Source organism: bacterium (assembly GCA_029210965.1).
In the GTDB taxonomy this organism is placed as follows: domain Bacteria; phylum BMS3Abin14; class BMS3Abin14; order BMS3Abin14; family BMS3Abin14; genus JALHUC01.
This window is the reverse complement of the sequence record JARGFZ010000045.1, coordinates 1-21,483: the sequence shown is the minus strand read 5'-3', so window position 1 is coordinate 21,483 and position 21,483 is coordinate 1. Positions and strand designations below refer to the sequence as shown.

The following is a 21,483-nucleotide window of genomic DNA, read 5'->3' as shown; positions in this document are numbered from 1 at the left end:
CAAATGCTATTGAGGGGATATGATAGGCTTAAGGTTGACAGGGATATTGTGAAATTCACGCCTTGACCCCAATGGTTCCTGACCCCAATGGTTCCCAGGGCGGCTGCCAGCAGGAAAGGCAGCAGAACAAAAGCCGCAGGTGGAACAGCCAGGACCTTCCGGGAGCGGACACCTGTAATATACAGAACAGCCGTAAAGGCGATGGGGATGAGAAGGTAGACAAGGACGAGTAGGAGCATGGGGATAAAATAGAGTAGAAAGTGGAAAGTGGAAAGTGGAATACAGGCAATGCACAGGTGCATGGATGCATGGGGGAGCGGGGAAAGAACAGGGCCAAAAGCGAAGGGCGAAGCCGCCGACCCGAATACCGTTTTTCGCCCGTTTTTAAGGTTATAATTGCTGTGCCGTTACGCAGAATGGGGCCCAAAAGTCATTTGTTGCTGCTTTTTTTTCGTAAACGAACATTTCTCCCGAAATCGTGGTATACTGCGCAAGAGAACAAAAATCCACTCCACAGGTACATTTTTCCACGGGAGTGATTTTCCATGCCGAAACCGGTCCTTCCAGGCTCCACCAAACTACACAACAAGAGACAAAGGGAGATCCTCGAGCTGGTTCAGAGCCGCGGATTCGTGTCCAGCGACGAGCTGGCGAGAACCTTCCACGTAACGACCCAGACCGTGCGAAGGGACATTAACCTGCTCTGCCGCGAGGGGTTGCTGCGACGACACCACGGCGGAGCCGGCCTGCCGGCCACCGTGGAAAACATCCCCTATTCGACACGCCAGGTTATTTGCCTGGACGAAAAGATCCGCATCGCCAGGATGGTTGCCAGTCATATCCCGGACCAGACTTCACTTTTCATAAACATCGGCACGACCACAGAGGAGGTTGCAAAGGCCCTGCGCGACCACAGGGGGCTTCGCATAATCACCAACAACCTCAACGTCGCTGCCATATTATCCCAGAACGGCAGCTTCGAGATCATTGTCGCCGGCGGTGTCGTACGGCACAGGGATCGGGGGATCACTGGCGATACCACTATCGAATTTATCGAGAAGTTCAAGGTCGATTTCGGCATTATCGGTATCTCCGGCATAGACATGGATGGCTCCCTCCTGGATTTCGATTACAGCGAAGTTCGGGTGGCGCAAGCTATCATGGTCAACTCCCACAAGGTATTCCTCGCCACCGACAGCACCAAGTTCGGGCGGAAACCCATGGTAAGGCTCGGTCAGTTGTCCCAGATAGATGCACTTTTCACCGACAAGAGGCCTCCCGATGAGATATGTCGAATTCTCGCAGATGCCAACGTGAAGCTTCACATTGCCCTGAATGGGATGTGATAAAGGGGTTGTTCCCTTTGATATGTTTTAAAGCGAAAATATAGCCACCCTTTATTTTCTTTTGTGAACATAAGGTGCGTATGATAATGTTCATGGCAAACCAACCTGGAATGATGTTTTACACATCCGGTGCAAAGCGGAGCCTTGGTTGCCTGATTGGGTTTCCTCTGTCCAGGGAGCCAGGCGCAGGGACATCATCCGACGCCATGGATCTGACAACGAAAGGACCTTCCTGATATGTCGCTGACGCTGGAAGGCGTGGTCAAAAAAGTGGGGCCCGACTCCCACATCTACGGGGTCGATCTGAAGCTCGAGCCCGGCTCTCTCAACATTCTCCTCGGCCCCACACTGTCCGGGAAAACCTCCCTCATGAGACTCATGGCGGGACTGGACCGGCCGAGCGCGGGGCGCGTTCTGGTAGACGGCAAGGATGTCACGGGCCACTCCGTTCGCAGGCGCGACGTGGCCATGGTCTACCAGGAGTTCATCAACTATCCTTCCTTCACCGTTTACAAAAACATCGCCTCCCCCCTCAAGCGTGCGGGGGTGGACAAGGGCCAGATCGACCGGCGGGTCCGCGAGACCGCCGAGATGCTCCACATCACCCCTCAACTCCACCGGAAGCCTGCAGAATTGAGCGGCGGCCAGCAGCAGCGTACGGCACTGGCGAGGGCTCTCATCAAAGAGGCCGGCCTGCTGCTTCTCGACGAGCCCCTCGTCAACCTGGACTACAAGCTCCGGGAGGAGCTGCGGACGGAACTGGGGGAGATATTCAACAAGCGCCAGACGATAGTCGTCTATGCCACCACCGAACCTTCGGAGGCGCTATTGCTTGGGGGAACCGTTTTCACCATCGACAAAGGCCGGGTACTGCAGACCGGCCCGACTGCAGATGTTTATCGCAACCCCGATTCCATACGCGTGGGTCAGATCTTCAGTGATCCGCCCATGAACCTCCTGGAAGGAGTCATAGAAGGCGACGAGGTACGGATCGCGAATAAGATCCGTTTTCCCCTGCCTCCCCACATGGCCGGACTTGCCCCGGGCCAATACTGTTTCGGGGTGCGGGCCCACAGATTTTCCATAACACGCACTTTCCCGCAGGACGTGGAGATCGAAGCGCGAGTAGAACTGGCTGAGATCAGCGGTTCGGAGACCTTCATTCACCTGTCACTCAACGGCATTACGTGGGTCGTTCTTGAGGAAGGTGTGCATACATTCCGGCTGGGTGAGGTGATCCGCGTTTTCGTGGACCCGAGAGGTTTGTTCGCATACGACGGATCGGGAAAACTGGTTCGCTCCCCCTTCGCCAATCCAATACAGCAGTCTGAACCTGAAGAGGCCACCGATGGCGCGTATTGAATTTCAGGATATTGCCCACAGCTACGAAGACAAACCCAGCCAGGAGAGCGAATGGGCCATCAAGCCCATGAACATCACCTGGGACGACGGCGGGGCCTATGCCCTTCTCGGGCCCTCAGGCTGCGGCAAGACGACCCTGCTTAACATCATCTCCGGACTCATTCAACCGACTCGGGGACGGGTGAAATTCGACGATCTGGACGTCACCGACCTCCCCACAAAGGAAAAAAATATCGCCCAGGTTTTCCAGTTCCCCGTTATCTACGACACCATGACGGTGTACGATAACCTGGCATTCCCCCTTCGGAACCGCGCCATGGGAAAGCAGGATATCCAGACACGGGTCAACGAAGTGGCCAGGATGCTTGATCTCCAGTCAGACCTCAATCGCAGAGCATCCGGCCTGTCAGCAGACGGTAAGCAGAAGATATCCCTCGGCCGTGGACTTGTTCGCAGCGACGTGGCAGCGATCCTTTTCGACGAACCCCTGACCGTCATAGATCCACACGTAAAGTGGCAGCTCCGACGCAAACTCAAGGAGATCCACGAGCGTTTCGCCCGGACGTTCATTTACGTCACCCACGATCAGAATGAGGCGCTGACTTTCGCCGACCAGGTCGCTGTCATGAACGAGGGCCGTATCCTGCAAGTGGGAACGCCCCAGGAGCTCTTTGAAAATCCCCGTCACACATTTGTGGGCTATTTCATCGGGAGCCCGGGAATGAACCTCCTGCCCTGCAGGCTTGACGGCAACGTGGCGATCGTGGATGGCGGGCGCATTCAGTTGGACAGCCGGGCCGGGGCCCATGCGTCCAACGGGAACCTGGAACTGGGCATCCGGCCCGAATTTCTCAAACTGGACCGGGAAAAGAGTGAAGGAGCCGTTGAGGTGGCCATTGTTTCCATTGAGGACAGGGGGTCCTTTCAGATCGCCGCGGTTCAGTTTGGAGGACAGGTCGTCAAGGTAAAGCTCTGGGAGAAACAGGAGATAAGCCCCGGGCCAGGCTATCTGAACTTCCCTCCGGAGCGGACCAAGCTTTACGCCGACGGTCAACTATTGGAGTGATCGAGTGATGAACAAACCACACAACAACAAAGCCTGGTTCCTTGTCCTTCCGGTGTTTATCATCGTCGCCATCAGCGCGATCATTCCGCTGATGACGGTGGTGAACTACTCCGTCCAGGACATCTTCGGCCCCGGCGAGCGGGTCTTCGTGGGCACCGAGTGGTTCAGGAACGTGTTGTCCGACAGCCGGTTGCATGACGCGTTGCAGCGCCAGTTTATCTTTTCCGGTCTGGTGCTGCTCATCGAGATCCCCCTCGGCGTGCTCATCGCCCTGGCCATGCCCAAGCGCGGCATCGGCGTCCCCGTGACCCTCGTGCTCCTCGCGCTGCCTCTCCTCATTCCCTGGAACGTCATAGGAACCATCTGGATCATCTTCACCCGGCCGGACATAGGGTTATTCGGCGTCATTGTGAACGGTCTCGGTGTGGCGTTCGACCACACCGCGTCGCCCCTGGATGCCTGGATCACAGTCATGTTGATGGAGGTGTGGCACTGGACGTCGCTGGTGGCCCTTTTAGCCTATGCCGGACTCCAGGCGATCCCGGAAGCCTTCTTTCAGGCTGCCCGGATCGATGGCGCGACCCCATGGGCGACCTTCCGGTACATCCAGCTCCCGAAGATGCGCGGAGTGCTGACCATCGCCATATTACTGCGTTTCATGGACAGTTTTCTTATTTACGCCGAACCGTTCGTTCTCACGGGCGGAGGCCCGGGGAACTCAACCACTTTCCTTTCCATCTATCTCGTCAAGGTGGCGGTGGGTCAGTTTGACCTTGGTCCCGCGGCGGCCTTCTCCCTGATCTACTTCATGATCGTACTGCTGTTCAGCTACCTGTTCTACCAGGCGCTCCAGCGAGTGGGAACGGGGGAAGGGTCATGAGGATAAGCAAAAGGTCCATAGCCCTTGCCATCTACCTTGGACTGCTGATGCTTCCCATCTACTGGATGCTCAACATGTCCCTCCGGACCAATGCGGACATCCTGGGGGCGTTCTCCCTTTACCCCGGGGACCCGACCTTCGCGAATTACGTCAAAATATTCAAGGACTCGGCCTGGTATTCCGGATACATCAACTCCATCATCTACGTCAGCATGAACACGGTCATATCCCTGTTGACCGCCCTGCCGGCCGCCTACGCCTTCTCCCGGTACCGGTTCCTGGGCGACACCCACATGTTCTTCTGGCTTCTCACCAACAGGATGGCCCCCGCGGCAGTGTTCCTTCTGCCCTTTTTCCAGCTCTACTCGACCTTCGGGCTTATTGACACTCACATCGCGGTCGCCCTGGCTCACTGCCTGTTCAACGTGCCCCTTGCCGTATGGATCCTGGAGGGGTTCATGTCCGGAGTGTCCCGGGAGATCGACGAGACGGCTTATATCGACGGGTACACCTTCCCCCGGTTCTTCCTGACGGTCTTTGTGCCCCTGATCCGCACAGGCATCGGTGTGACCGCCTTCTTCTGCTTCATGTTCTCGTGGGTGGAACTCCTCCTCGCCAGGACCCTGACGGTGACCAACGCCAAGCCCATCGCCGCCACCATGACCCGCACGGTCAGCGCAAGCGGCCTGGACTGGGGACTTCTCGCCGCCGCGGGCATCCTCACTATAGTCCCCGGTGCTCTTGTGATCTGGTTCGTCCGGGACTATATCGCCAAGGGCTTTGCCCTGGGCAGGGTATGAGAGGAGAGTTGCCGTGAACATGGAGTGGATGGCGTGGACCCTGCCCACAGCGGTATTCTTCATCGTGATCGCGGCCATTCTCGCCGGGATGACGGTCTGGCAGATCGTTTCCCCATCGGTTCTGCGAAAGGGGTTGCTGCCCATTGCAACTCACCGTGGCGACCGGCTGTTCATTGGACTTCTGGGTTCCGGTTATATTCACCTCGGGTGGCTCGCTGTCACCGATATGAGCATCTGGATAGCGTTAGGGATCTCAGTGATCTTTTTGACCCTCATGATGCGCTACGGCTGATCTGCCGTAATCATCGCATCCTGTATTGAATGAAGCAGCGGGTGCCCCCCTCGGCCCGCTGGTTTCGACCAATGTCGAGGGGAAGCTAAGGAGGTAGGGCCATGGGGTACGCGCTCAGAAGAAAACTTGGAAAGGGCAAGCTTCGTTTCCTGGTGCGGAGCGGGGTTGTCCTGGGCATTTGCGCGGCGTTCATCGCCGGGCAGGCCCTGACTGTCAGCGCCGACAAGTACAGTGACGCTGCCAAAAAGTGGGTGGACAATGAGTTCCAGCCTTCGACCCTCAGCAAGGCGGACCAGCTCAAGGAAATGGCGTGGTTCACCGAGGCCGCAAAGCCTTTCAGAGGCATGGAGATCAAGGTCGTTTCCGAGACCATCCCGACCCACGATTATGAATCGAAAGTACTGACCAAGGCTTTCGAGGAGATCACAGGGATCAAGGTCACCCACGACCTTATCCAGGAAGGGGACGTCATCGAGAAGCTGCAGATCCAGCTGCAGTCGGGTGAGAACGTCTTCGATGCCTATATCAACGACTCAGACCTCATCGGCACCCACTCCCGCTACGGTCACGTCGTCAACCTGACCGACTGGATGGCTGGCGAAGGGAAGGACGCCACCCTGCCGACCCTGGACATCGATGACTTTATCGGCAAGAGCTTCACCACCGCTCCTAACGGTAAACTCTACCAGCTCCCTGACCAGCAGTTCGCGAACCTGTACTGGTTCCGCTATGACTGGTTCCAGAGAGACGACTTCAAAAAACGGTTCAAAAAACTCTACGGCTACGACCTGGGCGTTCCGGTGAACTGGTCAGCTTACGAGGACATCGCCGAATTCTTCAGTGAGCACGTCCAGGAGATTGACGGCAAAGCTATTTACGGCCATATGGACTACGGCAAGAAGGCCCCGGACCTCGGCTGGCGCTTCACAGATGCCTGGCTCGTCATGGCCGGCGCCGGTGACGTTGGCCTTCCCAACGGCAAACCTGTTGACGAGTGGGGTATCAGGGTCGAGGGTTGCCGCCCCGCGGGCTCCAGTGTGAGCCGCGGAGGCGCCGCCAACAGCCCGGCCGCCAAGTACGCCCTTCGCAAGTACATGGAGTGGCTCCGGAAGTACGCGCCCCCAGGGGCTCTCGGCATGGACTTCTACCAGTCCCTGCCCAGCCTGGCCAAGGGCAACGTTGCCCAGCAGATTTTCTGGTACACGGCGTTCATCCCGGACATGGTCAAGGAAGGAACCCCCGTGGTCAACGCGGACGGGACTCCCAAGTGGCGCATGGCTCCCTCCCCCCACGGCCCGTACTGGCAGGAGGGCATGAAGCAGGGGTATCAGGATGCCGGTTCGTGGACGCTTCTGAAGAGCACCCCTGTTGACCGGCGCAAGGCCGCATGGCTCTTCGCGCAGTTCACAGTCGCCAAGACCGTATCGCTGAAGAAGTCGCACGTGGGACTGACCATCATCAGGGACAGCGACATCAACGACAAGTCTTTCACCGAACGCGCTCCCAAGCTCGGCGGGCTGGTGGAGTTTTACCGCAGTCCCGCCCGTGTTTCGTGGACGCCCACCGGCACGAACGTTCCGGATTATCCGAAACTGGCTCAGCTGTGGTGGCAGAATATCGGTGAGGCGGTCGCCGGTGAGGTGACCGTGAGCACGGCTATGGACAACCTGGCCAAGGAGATGGACGATGTTATGGCCCGCATCGAGCGAGCCAACGTGCAGGCCGAATGCGGTCCCAAGCTTAACGAAAAGAAGGATGAAGCTTATTGGCTCGGGCAGCCGGGTGCTCCCAAACCCCAGCTCGAGAACGAAAAACCCAAGGGAGAAACTGTCGATTACGACACGCTGATCAAGGCCTGGCGCGCAGGAAAAGTGCGCTAGCAGCGTTCCAAGCACTCCAGTAAAGAGGGGTGGGGTACCCTGCCCCACCCCTCTTTTTTTACCTTTCACCCGTACTCAAGGAGTCTGTCGGAGAACCCACCCAGGCTCCTTGAGATAGCTAGTCGGAAATATAAGACTTTTGTTATGAAAAAAACGAGCGAAATTCAAGAGTTATACCCGAAATCCAGGTTTGGGCGAACTCCTCGACGGATTTCGGGTACGGAACCGAAAAAATGCATATCCCGACAAATCAGCTAGGAGTCTGTGCCCTGTCTGTCTAATCAGACAGACAGGTTCTCCGACAGACTCCTAGGTCGGGTCAAAGGAGGATGGCATGAAATATCTGCTTGCCCTGGATCAGGGCACGACCAGCAGTCGGGCCATGATTTTCGGCCTGGACGGCAGCGTCGTGAGCGTTGCCCAGCAGGAGTTCGGTCAGCACTTTCCCCATGACGGATGGGTCGAGCACGACGCCGGGGAGATCTGGCAGAGCCAACTGGACACCGCCAGGGAGGCCATCTCCCGGGCAGGCGCGGCTCCCGGAGAGATCGCGGCCATCGGTATCACCAACCAGCGGGAGACCACCGTCGCCTGGGACAGGTCCACGGGGGAGCCCCTGCACCGCGCCATTGTCTGGCAGGACCGGCGGGCAGCGGCTCTGACCGACCGCATGAAAGAGGAGGGCCTGGAACCAACGATCCGCGAAAAGACCGGACTGGTTCTGGATCCCTACTTTTCCGGAGGAAAGCTGGCCTGGATCCTGGACAACGTTCCCGGGGTCCGGAGCCGGGCCGAGGCCGGAGAGCTCTGTTTCGGGACCGTGGACTCGTGGCTCATGCACCGCCTCAGTGGCGGACGGATTCACTCCACGGACGTCTCCAACGCCAGCCGCACCCTGTTGTTTAACATCCACGACCTCTCATGGGACGATGAGCTTCTGGATATCTTCAACGTCCCGGCCGGAATCCTTCCCGAGGTGAAACCCTCCGCCGGTCTGTTCGGCGAGACCGATCCCGCCCTCTTCGGACAGGCGATCCCCGTCACCGGGGTGGCCGGAGACCAGCAGGCCGCCTTGTTCGGACAGGCCTGTTTCGAACCCGGCATGGCCAAGAACACCTATGGCACAGGTGCCTTCGTCGTCATGAACACCGGCCCCAAGCCGGTCCTGGGGGAGGGTGTGCTAACTACCATAGGCTGGCAAATAAAGGGACAACAGCCTCAGTACGCCATGGAAGGTTCCATTTTCGTTGCCGGAGCCGCCGTGCAGTGGCTGCGCGACGGTCTGGGGCTCATAAAGGAGGCCGGGGAGATCGAACAGCTCGCAGCCAGCGTGCCCGACACGGGGGGCGTGTACTTCGTGCCCGCCCTCGTTGGGTTGGGAGCGCCCTACTGGGATCCCTACGCCCGGGGCACCATCGTCGGGCTCACCCGTGGCACCAACAGGGCACACCTGGCCAGGGCTGTCCTGGAGGCCATGGCCCACCAGGCCCACGATGCCATCAACGCCATGGAAGAGGCCAGCGGCATCACCCTGCGGGAACTGCGCGCCGACGGTGGTGCCGCGGCCAACGACCTTTTGCTCCAGATGCAGGCGGACATCCTGGGCACGCCGGTGGTGCGCCCCAGGGTCACGGAGACAACAGCCCTTGGCGCCGCCTACCTCGCCGGCATCGGTGCCGGGCTACTGGACCAGGAGACCATCGCCAGGCAGTGGACTCCGGACCGCCGGTGGGAGCCTTCCATGCCGGAAGCGGAGCGCGACGCCCGGAGCCTTGACTGGAAGAGGGCCGTCGAAAGGACAAAGGGTTGGGCCAGGCCATCTTAGGGCGAAGGGAGGAGGCGGGAGCTAAGTGCCAAGGGATAAGGGATAAGAGACAGGAGATAATGGTCATGGGGGAGAAGATAAGGTCATGAAGAGAGCCGATATTCTTCCAGGGCTGAAGACGGACGAGATCTTCGACATGGTGGTCATCGGGGGAGGGGCCACCGGGTGCGGCGTGGCGCTGGACGCTGTCAGTCGGGGCCTCAAGGTCGCCCTCGTGGAGAAGAACGACTTTTCCGAGGGCACCAGCAGCCGCAGCACCAAACTGCTCCACGGCGGCGTCCGCTACCTGGAGATGGCGGTCAAGCACCTGGACAAGAGCCAGTACCGCCTGGTGACCGACGCCCTTAAGGAACGCGGTATCCTGCTGCGCCTGGCCCCCCACCTGAGCAACCGCCTGCCCCTGGTCACCCCCCTCTACAAGTGGATGGAGATCCCCTACATCCTGGCGGGCCTCAAGCTTTACGACCTCCTGTCAGGATCGGCCAGCATCGGGAACAGCCGTCTTCTGGGCCGGTCCAAAGCCCTCGAACGGTTCCCCATGCTCCACGCAAAGGGTCTCAAGGCCGGCGTGCTCTACTACGACGGGCAGTTTAACGACGCCAGGATGACGGTGTGCATCGCCCTTACAGCGGCGCAACACGGGGCGGTCATCGCCAACCATGTCTGCGTCACCGATTTCATAAAGAAAGAGGGCAAAGTGGCGGGTGTAAAGCTCCACGACTCGGTGTCCGGCGAGTCCTGGGAAGTGCGGGCCCGTGTCGTGGTCAACGCCACCGGCCCCTTCGCCGACAAGGTGCGCCTCATGGACGATCCGGCGTCCCGGCCCATGCTCAAGGCCAGTTCCGGCATTCACATCGTCCTCGATAAACGTTTCGCCCCGCCGGACACCGGGCTGCTTATCCCCAAAACGGAGGATGGGAGGGTCCTGTTCGTTTTGCCGTGGGAGGGGCACGCCCTGGTGGGCACCACCGACGAACCTGCCGAGGTGGAGGCGCACCCGCGACCCAGCAAGGAGGATATCGCGTACCTTCTCCGCCACATCGCGCGCTACTTCGACCTTACGGTCACCGAGTCGGACATCAAGGCCGCCTGGTCGGGGTTAAGGCCTCTCATCTTCGATCCAAAGGCCACGGACACGGCCAGGCTGACGAGGGACCACCTCATCGACCAGGACCCTTCAGGGCTCATCACCATCGCCGGAGGCAAGTGGACCACCTACCGCAAGATGGCCCTGGACGTCGTCGATCTGGCCGTGCGCAGTTTCTCCCTGAGCCCCGCCGGCGGATGCCGGACGGAGGGTATTTACATATGGGGTGGTGAAAAATACGATCCCAGGGGAGACGCCAGGCTGGTGGAGGAGTACGGCCTGGACGCAAAGGCCGCCATGCACCTTAACCGCGCCTACGGCGACCGGGCCGTGGCGGTTGCCCGCATCGCCGCCGAAGGCTACGGAGCCCCCCTGGCAAAGAGCCACCCCTACCTGGAAGCCGAGGTGATATACGCGGCGCGGCACGAATGCGCCGAGCACGCCATGGACGTGCTTGCCCACCGCACCGCCCTCGCCCTGCTGGACACCGCTGCGGCCATGGAAGCTTCCGGGCGGGTCATCGATCTTATGGGCGGGGAGATGAAATGGAGTGAGGAGCGGGTGCAGAGGGAAAGGGAGATGGTGAACGACCGTCTGGCGGTGCTGTAGTAAGAGCAGTGTCTGGTGCCTGGTGCCCCGCCTTTGCCACGCCGCAAGTATGATTCCCTGAATGACAGAGATGAAAAGTTTTTACTGGACATTTAGATACTTGGATACATAGACACGCCAGATCAGGCAACGGCCACCTCCGTCCCGGAAAGGGCGTCCTCTTCGGGGACGACCCTTTTTCTCCCCCGCGCAATGATGTAATAGGCGGTGGGCACCACGAAAAGCGTCAGGACGGTGCCCAGGGAAATACCCCCGACGATGACCCACCCGATGGCTTGCCTGCTCTCGGCCCCCGCTCCCCTTGCCAGGGCCAGGGGCAGGCTGCCCAGGACCATGGCCCCGGTAGTCATGAGGATAGGGCGCAGCCGCAGCGTCGCCGCCTCCACGACCGCATCGATTTTGGAGCGGCCCTGTTCCCGGAGCTTGTTGGAGAAATCGACGATGAGGATGCCGTGCTTGGTGATGAGGCCGATCAGGGTCACAAGGCCGATCTGGCTGTAGATGTTCAGGGTGTGCCCTGTCAGGTACAAGGCCGCCAGGGCGCCGGTCACGCTGAGGGGGACGGAAAGCATGATGATAAAGGGGTCGATGAAGCTCTCGAACTGCGCCGCCAGCACCAGGTAGATGAAGGCCAGGGCGAGCAGAAAGGTGACGTAGACCCCCGCGCTGCTCTCCTTGTACTCGCGGGAAGGGCCGTCGTAGTCCACGACCGCGCCGGCGGGCAGAACGCGGGCCGCTATCTCCTCGAGGACCGGCAGGGCGTCGGACAGGGTGTAGCCGGGGGCCAGGCTTGCGGAGATCTTGGCCGCCCGACGCTGGTTGAAGTGGTTCAGTTCCTTGGGGGCCACGGTCTCCGTCACCATCGCCAGGTTCGACAGCTGCACCATCTCCCCGCCGGCGCCGCGCACGTGGATAGACGAAAGGTCCGACGGCGTTTCCCTGTCGGCGCTCTCGACCTGCACGATGACGTCATACTGCTTGCCGCGCTGTTTGTAGCGCGTGACCTGCCGACCTCCCAGCAGGGTTTCGAGGGTGCGCCCCACCGTGGCGACATCCAGGCCCATGTCCGCCACTTTTTCCCGATCCAGCTGGACCGAGATCCGGGGTTTGTCGAGTTTCAGGTCCGTGTCCAGGTTCATGAACCCGGGTCACTGCCTTGCCTCTTCAACGACCTTCTCTGTCATTTTCTGGAGTTCTTCGTAGGGCGCCGAGCTCTGGATTACGAACTGCACCGGCTGGGCGATGGACCGCTGCCCCAGGGAGGGCGGGTTGATGGGGCAGGCCAGGATGCCCGGTATGCCCCCGAAGAATTTCGGCTGCAGCTAGCGGATGACCTACTGCTGCTTGCGCTCCCTTTCCCCCCAGTCCTTGAGGCTGGCAAAGGAGATGACCTGGGACACGGCGGGGTAGCCGATGATGGAGATGTAGCGTTCCACTTCGGGGACCTTGGCCAGGGTGTCTTCCATCATTCTCGCGTAGCGGTCCGTGTAGGCAACGGTGGAGCCCTCAGGGGCCATGCCGATGCTCAGGATGACACCCCGGTCCTCGACAGGGGCAAGCTCCGACTTGAGGGCACCGAAGAGGAACCAGGCCGCGGCGGCCACGAGGAGGACGCCCAGACCCACCACGACGCTGCCCCTGAGGGCCAGGATGAGCAGCCTGCGGTACCCGTTGGTCATGCCCACGATGAACTTTTCGATGATGTTGTAGACCGCCATGTGCTTCTTACGGCGCCGCAGCAGCTTCGAAGCCAGCATGGGCGACACACCGTCAGGGCCACGAACCCGGAGACCAGCACAGCGCCCACCAGGGTCAGGGCGAACTCGGTGAAGAGGCGCCCCGTTCTCCCGGGCATGAAGCCGATAGGAGCGTAGACGGACGTCAGGGTGAGGGTCATGGCGATGATGGCGAAGCCGATCTCCCGGCTGCCCTGGAATGCGGCGCGTATCGGCGGCATCCCCTCCTCCACGTGGCGGAAGATGTTCTCCATCATCACGATGGCGTCGTCCACCACGAGCCCGATGGCAAGGACCATGGCCAGGAGCGTCAGGGTGTTGATGGTAAACCCGAACGCGTACATGAGGGCGAATGCGCCGATGAGGGACACGGGGATGGTGACGAGGGGGATGAGTGTCGAGCGGACCGACCTGAGGAAAAAGTAGATGACGATGATGACGAGGATAATGGCCTCGCCCACTGCATGGTAAACGTTCCTGATGGAGTGGTCGATGAAGACGGAGGTGTCGTAACCGATCTGCACGTCCATGCCGTCGGGAAGGGACTCCCTCAGCGAGGGCAGAACTTCGCGGACAGCCTTCGAGACGTCAAGGGGGTTGGCCGTAGACTGCTTCACGATCCCCAGCGCCAACCCTGGCTCGCCATTCATCCGGAGAACGATCCGCTCGTTCTCGGGGCCGATCTCCGCGCGCCCCACGTCACCGAGCCTCACGAGGTATCCTCCTGCGTTTTTCAGGATAATGCCCTCGAACTGCCCGGGGGTCCGCAGGTCCGTCTCCGACAGCACGGTAAACTCCCGCTCGGCGGACTCGATCCGGCCGGCGGGGATCTCCACGTTCTGCCGGCGAAGGGCGGTTTCCACCTCCTGGACGGTCAGGCTGTAGGACGCCAGGCGCATGTGGTCGAGCCAGATGCGCCTGGCGAAACGCCGCTCTCCGAGGATCCGGACGTTGGCCACCCCCTGGATGTTCTGGAGCCGGTCCTTGACGTAGCGGTCCGCGTAGTCGTTGATCTCGAGCGGAGTGTGCTTCGAAGAGGAGAAGGTGAGAAGGATGCCGGGCATGGCGTCGGCCTCGACCTTGCTGATCTTCGGCTCGCTGACCTCCGAAGGCAGGCGGCCCCGGGCCCGTGAAACGCGGTCGCGCACGTCGTTGGCGGCCTCGTTGATGTCCCGGTCAAGGCGGAACTTGATCGTCACCTGGCTCCGCTCCGGGCGGGAGATCGAGGTGATGAGGTCGACACCCTCGATGCCGGCCAGGCTTTCCTCCAGGGGCTGCGTGACCTGGGACTCGACGATCTCCGCGGGAGCGCCTGAATAGGTGGTGTCCACGTTCACCACGGGTTCGTCGATCCTGGGGTACTCGCGCACCGACAGACGCTGGTAGCTGACCAGCCCGACAAGGATGATCCCCAGGCTCATGATGGAGGCCAGGACCGGTCTCCTGATGGAAAGGTCGGATAGGAACATGGCCGTCAGTTCCCTTCCGCCGCGGGGAGGACGGTGACCGGGGAGCCGGGTCTCACCTTCATCTGTCCGGCCGTGATAACCGTGTCCCCGGGGGAAAGGCCGCTCGTGATCTCCACCAGCCCCCGCTGCCGCAGTCCGGACGTGACGGCGGCCTCCACGACAGCCCCGTCCACGACCTTATAGACGTACCGGCTCTCTCCCCTGGCAAGCAGCGCCTGTTCCGGGATCATGAGGGCGTTGGGCTTTTCTTCCAGGATCAGCCTGATCTGGGCGAACATCCCCGGGCGCAGGGACCCGTCCCGGTTGGGTACCTCCGCGCGGACCAGCAGGCTGCGGCCCTGCGGGTCTACCTTCGGGGCGATAACGTAGACGCGTCCTGAAAAGGTCTTGCCGGGAGAGGCGTCAACCTGCACCTGGACGGTCTGTCCCGCCCGGAGGCCGGCACTGTATGTCTCGGGGACCCTGAAATCGATCTTTATGGGATCGGTGTCGTCGAGGGTAACGATGGACTGGCCGGGCTGTACGTATTCACCGGAACTGACGTACCTGAGGCCGAGGACCCCGTCGAAGGGAACATGAAGGACCGTTTTCTCCAGCTGGGGCCTGGGCCAGGCGCAAGTTTGCCTCGTCCAGCCGCCACTGTGCGCTGGCCTCGTCCCACTCCCGTTGAGAGATGGCCTCCTCCCTGAGCAGGACCTCCGAGCGGTCCCGGTTGGCCCGGCTAAGGGTCAGGCTCGCTTCAGCCCGGTTACGCTGGGCTTCCAGTACGGACCGGTCGAGACGCACAAGAACCTGGCCCCTCGCGGTCTTCTGCCCCTCCTCGAAGGAGACCTCGACGATGCGCCCGGCGTTCTCCGCCGTGATCTCCCTGGCGACAGGCATGGTCCGGACCGCCGCTGCTTCCACGGGCATGCCCTGCCTGGGCGGGGTCGCGGATTTTCCCTCGTCCCTGCCCTTCTCCTCCTGCGCCATCGCGGTACCCATGAAGAGGAGGAGTCCCAGGGTAAAAGCGGCCGTTGACGCCGGCCACCGGCTTCGCCCCTTATTCCGGGGTCCGGGCAGGTGGATCTCCCCGCGGCTTTTCAGATGGTCATCGCACATTTCTGGTCCTTTCCTTTCAGCGCCGACCGGCGGACGGTCCTGAATCGAGGGGCCCGGGGATCAGGATCGCCGCCATCATTTCAAAAGAGCGTCCCAGCAGGACCGGGTGGCCAGTTCCACGGTGTACGCGTCGACAAAAAGCCGTCCGGCGATGTGCTCCTTGGCAAGGAAGATGACGGGGCCCAGGGCGATGCCCTGGAGGACGGGGACGGCCGCATCCTTGAACAGGCCGGTCTCCTTGCCCTCCCGGAGCATTTGCCGGATGATGCCGTGCTCTTCGGCCGGGAGCTCCTGACGGTCCGCTGCGGCGAAGGGGGAATAGTGGTACTGTTCCAGGAACAGGAAATCCCGGGGTGAGGCGATGAAGATCTCCAGCAGCCTGCCAAGCACGGAGGTCAGGCGTTCCCTGAGGGGTGCGCTCATATCGAGCCGATGCTCGAACCGCTCGTGAAACCTTTGGTGCATTTCGTCGAAAATGCTGTGGATGAGCTCCTCCTTGTTCCTGAAGTACCGGTAGATGGTGCCGACACCCACTCCGGCCCGTTCAGCGATCCTTGAGGTGGGGGCGGCGTGAAAGCCGCACTCCACAAAGAGATCCAGAGCAGCCTCCATGATCGCCGAGTGCTTTTCACCGCTATGTTGCGACATACGATCCCCCTTACGGAGTGAATATTCACTCCGCATAGTGTCTGTTTTTTACCAATTGTCAAGCGGGGGTCCCCCCCCGAAATCCGAGATTGGTTTTGGCCGGCGGTGCCCGGCCCGCATCTCCTCCTTGCCACGGATCGCTTATCTCTGCTACTTTTCAGGCCTGTCACCATAATCGAGTGAACGGCTTTTGCCTGTTGCCGGCGCCGCCGACAGGAGATCCCATGAGCGAAAACCGCAAGACGATCCCCGTAACCGTGGACAAGAGCCATCTGATCGCCATCGGCGAGCAGCTTTATTCGAGGAGCATCGAGCTCGTCAGGGAGTTCATCAACAACTCCTACGACGCCGATTCCACGGAGGTAAGGGTATCCGTCGACAAAGATCGGATCATCGTCTGGGATAACGGCAACGGAATGGATTTTGACGGCCTCGTCCAGTATTTCAACATCGGTTCTCCGGAAAAACGGATCCGGAAGCAGTCCCCCCGCTTTAACCGTGAACTGATCGGCCAGTTCGGCATCGGCAAGTTCGCCGCGCTGACGACAGGAAGGAGTTTCGAGGTCTCCACCCAGAGAGGTGAATTCGCGGCCTCGGTGATCTTCGACAAAAAATCATGGGAAGCCGAGCCGGGGCAGTGGACCCTGCCTATCCGCGTGCACGAACCTGATCCCTCCCGGGGAGACGGGACCACCGTCACCATCTCGAAGTTGAAAAAGACCTTCTCCACGGAGGACCTGGAAAGGGTCGTCACCGAGAGCGTTCCCATCCGCGCGCCCCACTTTCGTGTGGTGTTGAACGACAAGGAGGTTCGGCCCAGGGAATTTTCCGGTCACCGGATCCCCTTCATGGAGGGCACTGACTACGGTCTCATCCACGGGGAGATCTACATCCTTCCGGAATCGAGGAGCTCCACCAGATAAATGGGGATCAATGTGAGGGTCAAGGGGGTCCTTGTGAAACGGGAGATGTTCGGCATGGAAACCTGGGGAGGCGACGCGGCGCGCGTCAGGGGAGAGATCAACGCTGATTTTCTTCCCATCACCAGCGACAGGAGCGGCTTTATCGTCGACACGCAGGAATATGCAGTTTTCAACGAGGCGGCCCTCGAGGTCATGGAGGAGGCCGGCGGGCGCTGCGGACCTTAAGCGGCAAAAAAGAAAAGAACCGCTACAGGAGGGTCTTGAAGGAGGCCCTCGTCAGAATACAGGATGCGCTGGCGAGGAATCCGGAGATATCCCCCTTCGGACCGGTCTCTTTCGGCGAGGAGTCCGGCGGGGCCGGGGAACCGGCTGTGACGGCGGAGGGGGCGGCAAAAGTGGATGAGCCCGCTGTCGAGGAGGTTGCGCCTGGTGGGAAGGCGTCCGGGGGGAAGGAGGGGGAGCCCCGGGAAAAGGATCCCACGGTCCGGCGTCTGACCCCCAGAGCCGTCATCCAGAAGATCAAACTGGGGCAGATGGGGATCACCTGCTGTCTGGACTACTTTGGCGCCGACGGCCCCGAATGCTTTACGGAGAGCAACGTCGTCTACATCAACCAGGACCACCCGCTGTACCGCCGCGAGATGCGCAAACGCGACACCCACGTCATGCATATCTCCCGCCTGCTGACCCAGGAGATCTCCATCATCGGCCAGCCCGCCGATCCCAGGCGCGCCTACGATCTCCAGAGCCGTCTTCTCAAGGACGCATTCCTTGAAAACCCCCGGTGTCAGAGCCCGGGCGAGGGAAATGGCTGATTTTGCCGGAATGAGCTATTTGAAGGGCACTGATTCGGTGTATTTTATCTTTTTGGAGCTTCAGAAAAGTAGATCAGGGCAGGTCAGGTAGTAAAACCGGAAGGAAATCAGGAGAAAAAGCCTGATTTCTAAGTGCCAAAGTGCTCTGACACCGGGGGATTCGGATGATCCCCCTCATTGTATTTTTGGTTCTTCAGTGAGGGTAAACCCGTGGGATCGTGCCCCGTTTTCTTAACTTTTACGCCCCAAATACGATTAACTCACAGGGTGGGATACGCTGTGATATCATTTTTAATTAGTACTTTTAGCTTGAAATGAGTAGTTTTCTCCCCCTGCGTCCCCTGCGGCTCTGCGAGAGCCAGCTTTTGCCGCTTTTCAAGGAAATACGCCATGCCCGAAAAGGACTGCCCCTTCTGCAACCTGGATCCCGATCGGATCATCTCCGAGTCCGACTACACCAGTTAAGCAGTGCACTAGTGCACATGTGCACCGGTGCACTTGTTCCTCTGCTCCTGCACCCCCTATCGGCATCAACGACGGCCAGGCCGCCGGCCAGACAGTCATGCACCTGCATGTGCATTTGATTCCACGTTATAAAGGGGGACACGGAGGATCCGAGGGGAGGGGTGAGGCACGTCTTCCCGGGGAAGGCGAAGTACTGGCCCCTCGACCAGGCTCGGGATTCAAAGACTAGTGCTAAGAGACAGGAGATAATAGATCAGGGGATCAGGATCTAGACCCTGGACCCTGGATACGGATTCCCCCTTCTCTGCTGGCGGATTCAAAAAGAACTTTCGATCTTACAGGTACTTTTGCACGAATTCAGAAGGACTCAAAATGTCAATATCCTGGAAACGCTTCAGGGACAATAGATGCTTGTCGCCGCTGACGATCACTTTGGCCTTTGATGCCAGGGCACAGGCAATGAATTTGCCATCATCCGGGTCGCACGAAACCGGTTTTTCCAGGGGCACCGCAGGTATGATCTCTGACCCTGCCAGGATAAGTTCTATTACAGGTTCTGCTTCAATGGGTGGGTACAACTTCTCGAGACGATAGAGCACCTCGATATATTCTTCCAGGATTTCATGAGAAAGAACGAGCCGAACCATTTTGTCACGCCACGCGGTGAGGATTCTGCCCGGCTGCCCTCCGAAAAACACCCCCGACACGAACACATTTGTGTCCAGGACGATCCTCATCGGGACTTACGGTATTGTGCGATAGTTTCGGCCGCCGACAGGGGTGTGAGCCCGGCTTCCTTTGCCTGTTTTCTTGCTTTGGAAATAACCTCATCGAAGTCTTCCATAGAGGGCGGCTTGATCATTTTTAAAATAACCACATCATCTTCGGCAATCACCACGAATTGAGTACCAGCTTCAAGGTTAAGCAGGTCGCGGATGGACTCCGGGATGACGACCTGTCCCTTTGAAGACATCTTTGTCGTTGCAATTGGCTTCATAGTACCTCCTTTCACCTTTCTTACCAGTAAGAATGTCTCAGCTTTATCCTGGTTTCAAACCATTTTTTCCGGCAAAACACGGAGTCGTATTCCACTTTCCACCTTCCGCTTATTAATGACGCCAGGTCGATCTTGATCTTCCTGCCGAGCACCGCGGTGTGCAGATTATCGCTTATCCCATGAAGAAGGAAGAATACGGAAAGCTGCCTTATTCAGGCCTTGATAGAGATAGCAGTGTACTCTATAGCATGTGCGTTGGTATGGATGAGGAGTTTATGGAAATGGGTCTCGCCCCGGGCGGCTTGATGCGCCAAAAGATCTACGAGGGGGAGGGAGTGCTGGAGGGTAACGAACCCGTTAAACCAAAGGTGGTGAAGAAGCTGGGAAAGAGGAAGGTGAGGGAGGGGAGGTTTTAGAAACAGTCTAAAATAAGAGTGGTGAAGGTTAAAATACAAGTTACGATCCCAGGTCCTACTCGGCAACCAGTATGAACCGGACAACTCGTGTGCTAAAAACCCGAACAGTTCACGTGTTACTTACATTATTTAATTCTGACCTTGCAACTTGTCTTTGGTTAGTTTAGATTTGATTAAAAGGATGGGGAATTTTGGAGGAGAATCATATGAAGAAGGTTATATTAGGTTTATGTTTCACGATTGTTGTCGCCTTTGTAATGACTGCAGTGTTTGCTGTTTCTCCGGGCATGCTTGCTGCCGAGGATGTCCCGGCTGCATACAAGCAGGCTGACTTGAAGTTGGGGGGACTGCTATACGACAAATGGTACAAGATCGCCGGTGCCGAAGTCAGCGGCAATCATCCCCTTTACCCGATGGACGGGAAGAAATCGGGCGGCGACACCTGGAGGTGCAAGGAGTGCCATGGGTGGGATTATATCGGTAAAGAAGGGCGTTACAAAAAGGGTTCTCACTATACGGGCATCGACGGAGTTTACGGCGCCAGGAACAAGAGCCCGGATGAGCTGTTTAAGGCCATAACGTCAGGCAGCCACGGGATTAAGGAACTGACGGCAAGCAGCGAAAATGTCTGGGCACTGGTGAAGTTCATCCGTGAGGGCCTCATAGATATCAACACGGCTCTGAACACCGACGGTAAACCCGTAGGCGATGCAGCCAGTGGAAAGACCCTTTATGGTTCGGGCTGTTCCGCATGCCATGGTGCAGATGGAAACAAAATCGATTTTAATAAGGATAAGGATGGACCCCAGGGTGTTGGCTGGTTGGCCAATGACAACCCGCAAGAAACGCTCCATAAGATTCGGTGGGGACATCCTGGGTCAAAGATGCCATCCACTGTGGCGGATAAGGGTCTGTCGGATCCCGATACCGTTAACCTGTTAACCTACTCACAGACTCTGTAAGTTCGGAACTTTTGAAGGTCGTCGTCGGGGGTCAGGCCGGGAATTGAGCAATATTCCACCTGAGTGTATCAGGTATTGACAAATTCACGGTCTGAACATGCTGGCCTATTTCGGATGGGTACTGACCTTGGACGAGGGGATAGCACTTTCCAAGACCGCCGAGTTCCTGACCGGTTTCGCACCGGCCTTTCTGGAAGCAGATCTGACCCAGGTAGAGTTGGCAGAGCTTCAGTACCTGATCAACGGGTACCTGGCCCTCGCCGCCAACCTGTGCCGGAACGACCTGGGAGTAGAACTGAACGCCCCGATAAAGTACGTGGAAAAAGCTCTTAAGAACCACGGTATAAAGAAGTAGGAATATGGGAAGCCGAACACGGAGTTAACCAGGAGTGGTTGCACATCAACCTGTGATTGGTGTAATTGGAGTCAGAGCTTAGGTTCTCATATTATGATTTTAAACCTGAGAATCTGAGCTCTGACCCCAAAGGGTGCCAGGCATCAAACATCCAGAGTGCATAAGCCTCAGTGCTTGGATCACAATAGCCCCGCCGGCGATACCGCCGGCGGGGCTATTTTTGTCCAGTTCCTGGGGCCAGGAAAAAACCACCTGGAAAACAAGGGCATCCGGGTGGTCCTGACCGGAGGTTCATGCGTCTCGATCTACAGCAACAACAAGTACCAGTCGATGGACCTGGATCTAGTGGAGGGGGATTCTGGGGGTCAGGATTCTGGGATTCTGGGGGTCAGGGCGGGAATTTAGCAATTTATGACATTGTCACTTGGTTTTGCAGATGATCTTGCTTA

Annotated in this window: 22 protein-coding genes and 2 pseudogenes; 17 read left to right on the top strand and 7 right to left on the bottom strand. The window is 58.9% G+C overall.

Going from position 1 to position 21,483, the window contains the following annotated elements; genetic code table 11:
* The coding region (locus tag P1S59_12615) for a hypothetical protein (GenBank protein MDF1527093.1) at positions 1 to 239 on the bottom strand (239 nt) is incomplete at its 3' end.
* 306 nt (positions 240 to 545) lie between these two features.
* Between P1S59_12615 and P1S59_12610 the strand changes: the two genes are divergently transcribed.
* The 9 genes from P1S59_12610 to P1S59_12570 all read left to right on the top strand — a co-directional run bounded on the left by P1S59_12610 (position 546) and on the right by P1S59_12570 (position 11,147).
* Complete coding sequence (locus tag P1S59_12610) at positions 546 to 1,346, top strand: DeoR family transcriptional regulator (GenBank protein MDF1527092.1); 801 nt, start codon at positions 546 to 548, stop codon at positions 1,344 to 1,346.
* A 237-nt stretch (positions 1,347 to 1,583) separates the two neighbouring features.
* Positions 1,584 to 2,708 carry an ABC transporter ATP-binding protein gene (locus P1S59_12605; GenBank protein ID MDF1527091.1) on the top strand — a complete coding sequence of 375 codons (1,125 nt, stop codon included), beginning with the start codon at positions 1,584 to 1,586 and terminating at the stop codon, positions 2,706 to 2,708.
* Positions 2,695 to 3,774 carry an ABC transporter ATP-binding protein gene (locus tag P1S59_12600; protein ID MDF1527090.1) on the top strand — a complete coding sequence of 360 codons (1,080 nt, stop codon included), beginning with the start codon at positions 2,695 to 2,697 and terminating at the stop codon, positions 3,772 to 3,774. The genes P1S59_12605 and P1S59_12600 overlap by 14 nt, the downstream gene beginning before the upstream one ends.
* A gap of 7 nt (positions 3,775 to 3,781) precedes the next feature.
* Entirely contained in the window at positions 3,782 to 4,654 is an 873-nt protein-coding gene (locus tag P1S59_12595; protein MDF1527089.1) for a sugar ABC transporter permease, read from the top strand.
* Positions 4,651 to 5,454 (top strand): carbohydrate ABC transporter permease, encoded by an 804-nt coding sequence (locus P1S59_12590; GenBank protein MDF1527088.1) that lies wholly within the window; start codon positions 4,651 to 4,653, stop codon positions 5,452 to 5,454. The genes P1S59_12595 and P1S59_12590 overlap by 4 nt, the downstream gene beginning before the upstream one ends.
* A gap of 19 nt (positions 5,455 to 5,473) precedes the next feature.
* Positions 5,474 to 5,746, top strand: coding sequence for a DUF2160 domain-containing protein (locus P1S59_12585; GenBank protein ID MDF1527087.1), 273 nt, complete (start codon positions 5,474 to 5,476; stop codon positions 5,744 to 5,746).
* Positions 5,747 to 5,847: 101 nt separating this feature from the next.
* Entirely contained in the window at positions 5,848 to 7,626 is a 1,779-nt protein-coding gene (locus P1S59_12580; protein ID MDF1527086.1) for an ABC transporter substrate-binding protein, read from the top strand.
* Positions 7,627 to 7,960: 334 nt separating this feature from the next.
* Positions 7,961 to 9,451 (top strand): glycerol kinase GlpK, encoded by a 1,491-nt coding sequence (glpK, locus tag P1S59_12575; GenBank protein ID MDF1527085.1) that lies wholly within the window; start codon positions 7,961 to 7,963, stop codon positions 9,449 to 9,451.
* An 85-nt stretch (positions 9,452 to 9,536) separates the two neighbouring features.
* Positions 9,537 to 11,147, top strand: a complete 1,611-nt coding sequence (locus tag P1S59_12570; protein ID MDF1527084.1) for an FAD-dependent oxidoreductase — start codon at positions 9,537 to 9,539, stop codon at positions 11,145 to 11,147.
* Positions 11,148 to 11,269: 122 nt separating this feature from the next.
* Here P1S59_12570 and P1S59_12565 read toward each other — a convergent pair.
* The 4 genes and pseudogenes from P1S59_12565 to P1S59_12550 all read right to left on the bottom strand — a co-directional run bounded on the left by P1S59_12565 (position 11,270) and on the right by P1S59_12550 (position 16,101).
* Positions 11,270 to 14,352: pseudogene (locus tag P1S59_12565) on the bottom strand (efflux RND transporter permease subunit).
* Positions 14,353 to 14,357: 5 nt separating this feature from the next.
* On the bottom strand, positions 14,358 to 14,948 hold the full coding sequence (locus P1S59_12560) for an efflux RND transporter periplasmic adaptor subunit (GenBank protein MDF1527083.1): 591 nt from the start codon (positions 14,946 to 14,948) through the stop codon (positions 14,358 to 14,360).
* On the bottom strand, positions 14,881 to 15,453 hold the full coding sequence (locus P1S59_12555) for a biotin/lipoyl-binding protein (protein ID MDF1527082.1): 573 nt from the start codon (positions 15,451 to 15,453) through the stop codon (positions 14,881 to 14,883). Before P1S59_12555 ends, P1S59_12560 begins: the two co-directional genes overlap by 68 nt.
* A 75-nt stretch (positions 15,454 to 15,528) precedes the next feature.
* Positions 15,529 to 16,101, bottom strand: coding sequence for a TetR/AcrR family transcriptional regulator (locus P1S59_12550; GenBank protein MDF1527081.1), 573 nt, complete (start codon positions 16,099 to 16,101; stop codon positions 15,529 to 15,531).
* Between the two features lie 224 nt (positions 16,102 to 16,325).
* Between P1S59_12550 and P1S59_12545 the strand changes: the two genes are divergently transcribed.
* The 4 genes and pseudogenes from P1S59_12545 to P1S59_12530 all read left to right on the top strand — a co-directional run bounded on the left by P1S59_12545 (position 16,326) and on the right by P1S59_12530 (position 18,576).
* Complete coding sequence (locus tag P1S59_12545) at positions 16,326 to 17,024, top strand: ATP-binding protein (protein MDF1527080.1); 699 nt, start codon at positions 16,326 to 16,328, stop codon at positions 17,022 to 17,024.
* The gene (locus tag P1S59_12540) at positions 17,025 to 17,249 is read left to right on the top strand and encodes a hypothetical protein (GenBank protein ID MDF1527079.1); all 225 of its coding nucleotides are present in this window, start codon (positions 17,025 to 17,027) and stop codon (positions 17,247 to 17,249) included.
* A gap of 35 nt (positions 17,250 to 17,284) precedes the next feature.
* Complete coding sequence (locus P1S59_12535; protein MDF1527078.1) at positions 17,285 to 17,839, top strand: hypothetical protein; 555 nt, start codon at positions 17,285 to 17,287, stop codon at positions 17,837 to 17,839.
* Positions 17,840 to 18,362: 523 nt separating this feature from the next.
* Positions 18,363 to 18,576: pseudogene (locus P1S59_12530) on the top strand (HIT domain-containing protein).
* 63 nt (positions 18,577 to 18,639) lie between these two features.
* On the opposite strand, the gene P1S59_12525 reads toward P1S59_12530, so the two are convergent.
* Both P1S59_12525 and P1S59_12520 read right to left on the bottom strand, forming a co-directional pair.
* Positions 18,640 to 19,041, bottom strand: a complete 402-nt coding sequence (locus P1S59_12525) for a putative toxin-antitoxin system toxin component, PIN family (protein MDF1527077.1) — start codon at positions 19,039 to 19,041, stop codon at positions 18,640 to 18,642.
* Positions 19,038 to 19,301 (bottom strand): AbrB/MazE/SpoVT family DNA-binding domain-containing protein, encoded by a 264-nt coding sequence (locus P1S59_12520; protein ID MDF1527076.1) that lies wholly within the window; start codon positions 19,299 to 19,301, stop codon positions 19,038 to 19,040. The genes P1S59_12525 and P1S59_12520 overlap by 4 nt, the downstream gene beginning before the upstream one ends.
* Positions 19,302 to 19,480: 179 nt before the next feature.
* On the opposite strand from P1S59_12520, the gene P1S59_12515 reads away from it, so the two are divergent.
* From P1S59_12515 to P1S59_12500, 4 genes are all read left to right on the top strand, one after another.
* A complete protein-coding gene (locus P1S59_12515; protein ID MDF1527075.1) occupies positions 19,481 to 19,717 on the top strand; it encodes a hypothetical protein in 237 nt (78 codons plus the stop codon).
* A 206-nt stretch (positions 19,718 to 19,923) separates the two neighbouring features.
* Positions 19,924 to 20,679: a c-type cytochrome gene (locus P1S59_12510; protein MDF1527074.1), complete on the top strand. Its 756-nt coding sequence runs from the start codon at positions 19,924 to 19,926 to the stop codon at positions 20,677 to 20,679.
* 97 nt (positions 20,680 to 20,776) lie between these two features.
* Positions 20,777 to 21,034: a hypothetical protein gene (locus tag P1S59_12505; protein ID MDF1527073.1), complete on the top strand. Its 258-nt coding sequence runs from the start codon at positions 20,777 to 20,779 to the stop codon at positions 21,032 to 21,034.
* 174 nt (positions 21,035 to 21,208) lie between these two features.
* Positions 21,209 to 21,439: a hypothetical protein gene (locus P1S59_12500; GenBank protein ID MDF1527072.1), complete on the top strand. Its 231-nt coding sequence runs from the start codon at positions 21,209 to 21,211 to the stop codon at positions 21,437 to 21,439.
* Positions 21,440 to 21,483: the final 44 nt, after the last annotated feature.

Coding starts and splice junctions, on each gene's coding strand:
- P1S59_12610 (MDF1527092.1), top strand. CDS start 546: ATGCCGAAACCGGTCCTTCCAGGCTCCACCAAACTACACAACAAGAGA.
- P1S59_12605 (MDF1527091.1), top strand. CDS start 1,584: ATGTCGCTGACGCTGGAAGGCGTGGTCAAAAAAGTGGGGCCCGACTCC.
- P1S59_12600 (MDF1527090.1), top strand. CDS start 2,695: ATGGCGCGTATTGAATTTCAGGATATTGCCCACAGCTACGAAGACAAA.
- P1S59_12595 (MDF1527089.1), top strand. CDS start 3,782: ATGAACAAACCACACAACAACAAAGCCTGGTTCCTTGTCCTTCCGGTG.
- P1S59_12590 (MDF1527088.1), top strand. CDS start 4,651: ATGAGGATAAGCAAAAGGTCCATAGCCCTTGCCATCTACCTTGGACTG.
- P1S59_12585 (MDF1527087.1), top strand. CDS start 5,474: ATGGAGTGGATGGCGTGGACCCTGCCCACAGCGGTATTCTTCATCGTG.
- P1S59_12580 (MDF1527086.1), top strand. CDS start 5,848: ATGGGGTACGCGCTCAGAAGAAAACTTGGAAAGGGCAAGCTTCGTTTC.
- glpK (MDF1527085.1), top strand. CDS start 7,961: ATGAAATATCTGCTTGCCCTGGATCAGGGCACGACCAGCAGTCGGGCC.
- P1S59_12570 (MDF1527084.1), top strand. CDS start 9,537: ATGAAGAGAGCCGATATTCTTCCAGGGCTGAAGACGGACGAGATCTTC.
- P1S59_12555 (MDF1527082.1), bottom strand. CDS start 15,453: ATGTGCGATGACCATCTGAAAAGCCGCGGGGAGATCCACCTGCCCGGA.
- P1S59_12550 (MDF1527081.1), bottom strand. CDS start 16,101: ATGTCGCAACATAGCGGTGAAAAGCACTCGGCGATCATGGAGGCTGCT.
- P1S59_12545 (MDF1527080.1), top strand. CDS start 16,326: ATGAGCGAAAACCGCAAGACGATCCCCGTAACCGTGGACAAGAGCCAT.
- P1S59_12540 (MDF1527079.1), top strand. CDS start 17,025: ATGGGGATCAATGTGAGGGTCAAGGGGGTCCTTGTGAAACGGGAGATG.
- P1S59_12525 (MDF1527077.1), bottom strand. CDS start 19,041: ATGAGGATCGTCCTGGACACAAATGTGTTCGTGTCGGGGGTGTTTTTC.
- P1S59_12520 (MDF1527076.1), bottom strand. CDS start 19,301: ATGAAGCCAATTGCAACGACAAAGATGTCTTCAAAGGGACAGGTCGTC.
- P1S59_12515 (MDF1527075.1), top strand. CDS start 19,481: ATGAAGAAGGAAGAATACGGAAAGCTGCCTTATTCAGGCCTTGATAGA.
- P1S59_12510 (MDF1527074.1), top strand. CDS start 19,924: ATGAAGAAGGTTATATTAGGTTTATGTTTCACGATTGTTGTCGCCTTT.
- P1S59_12505 (MDF1527073.1), top strand. CDS start 20,777: ATGCTGGCCTATTTCGGATGGGTACTGACCTTGGACGAGGGGATAGCA.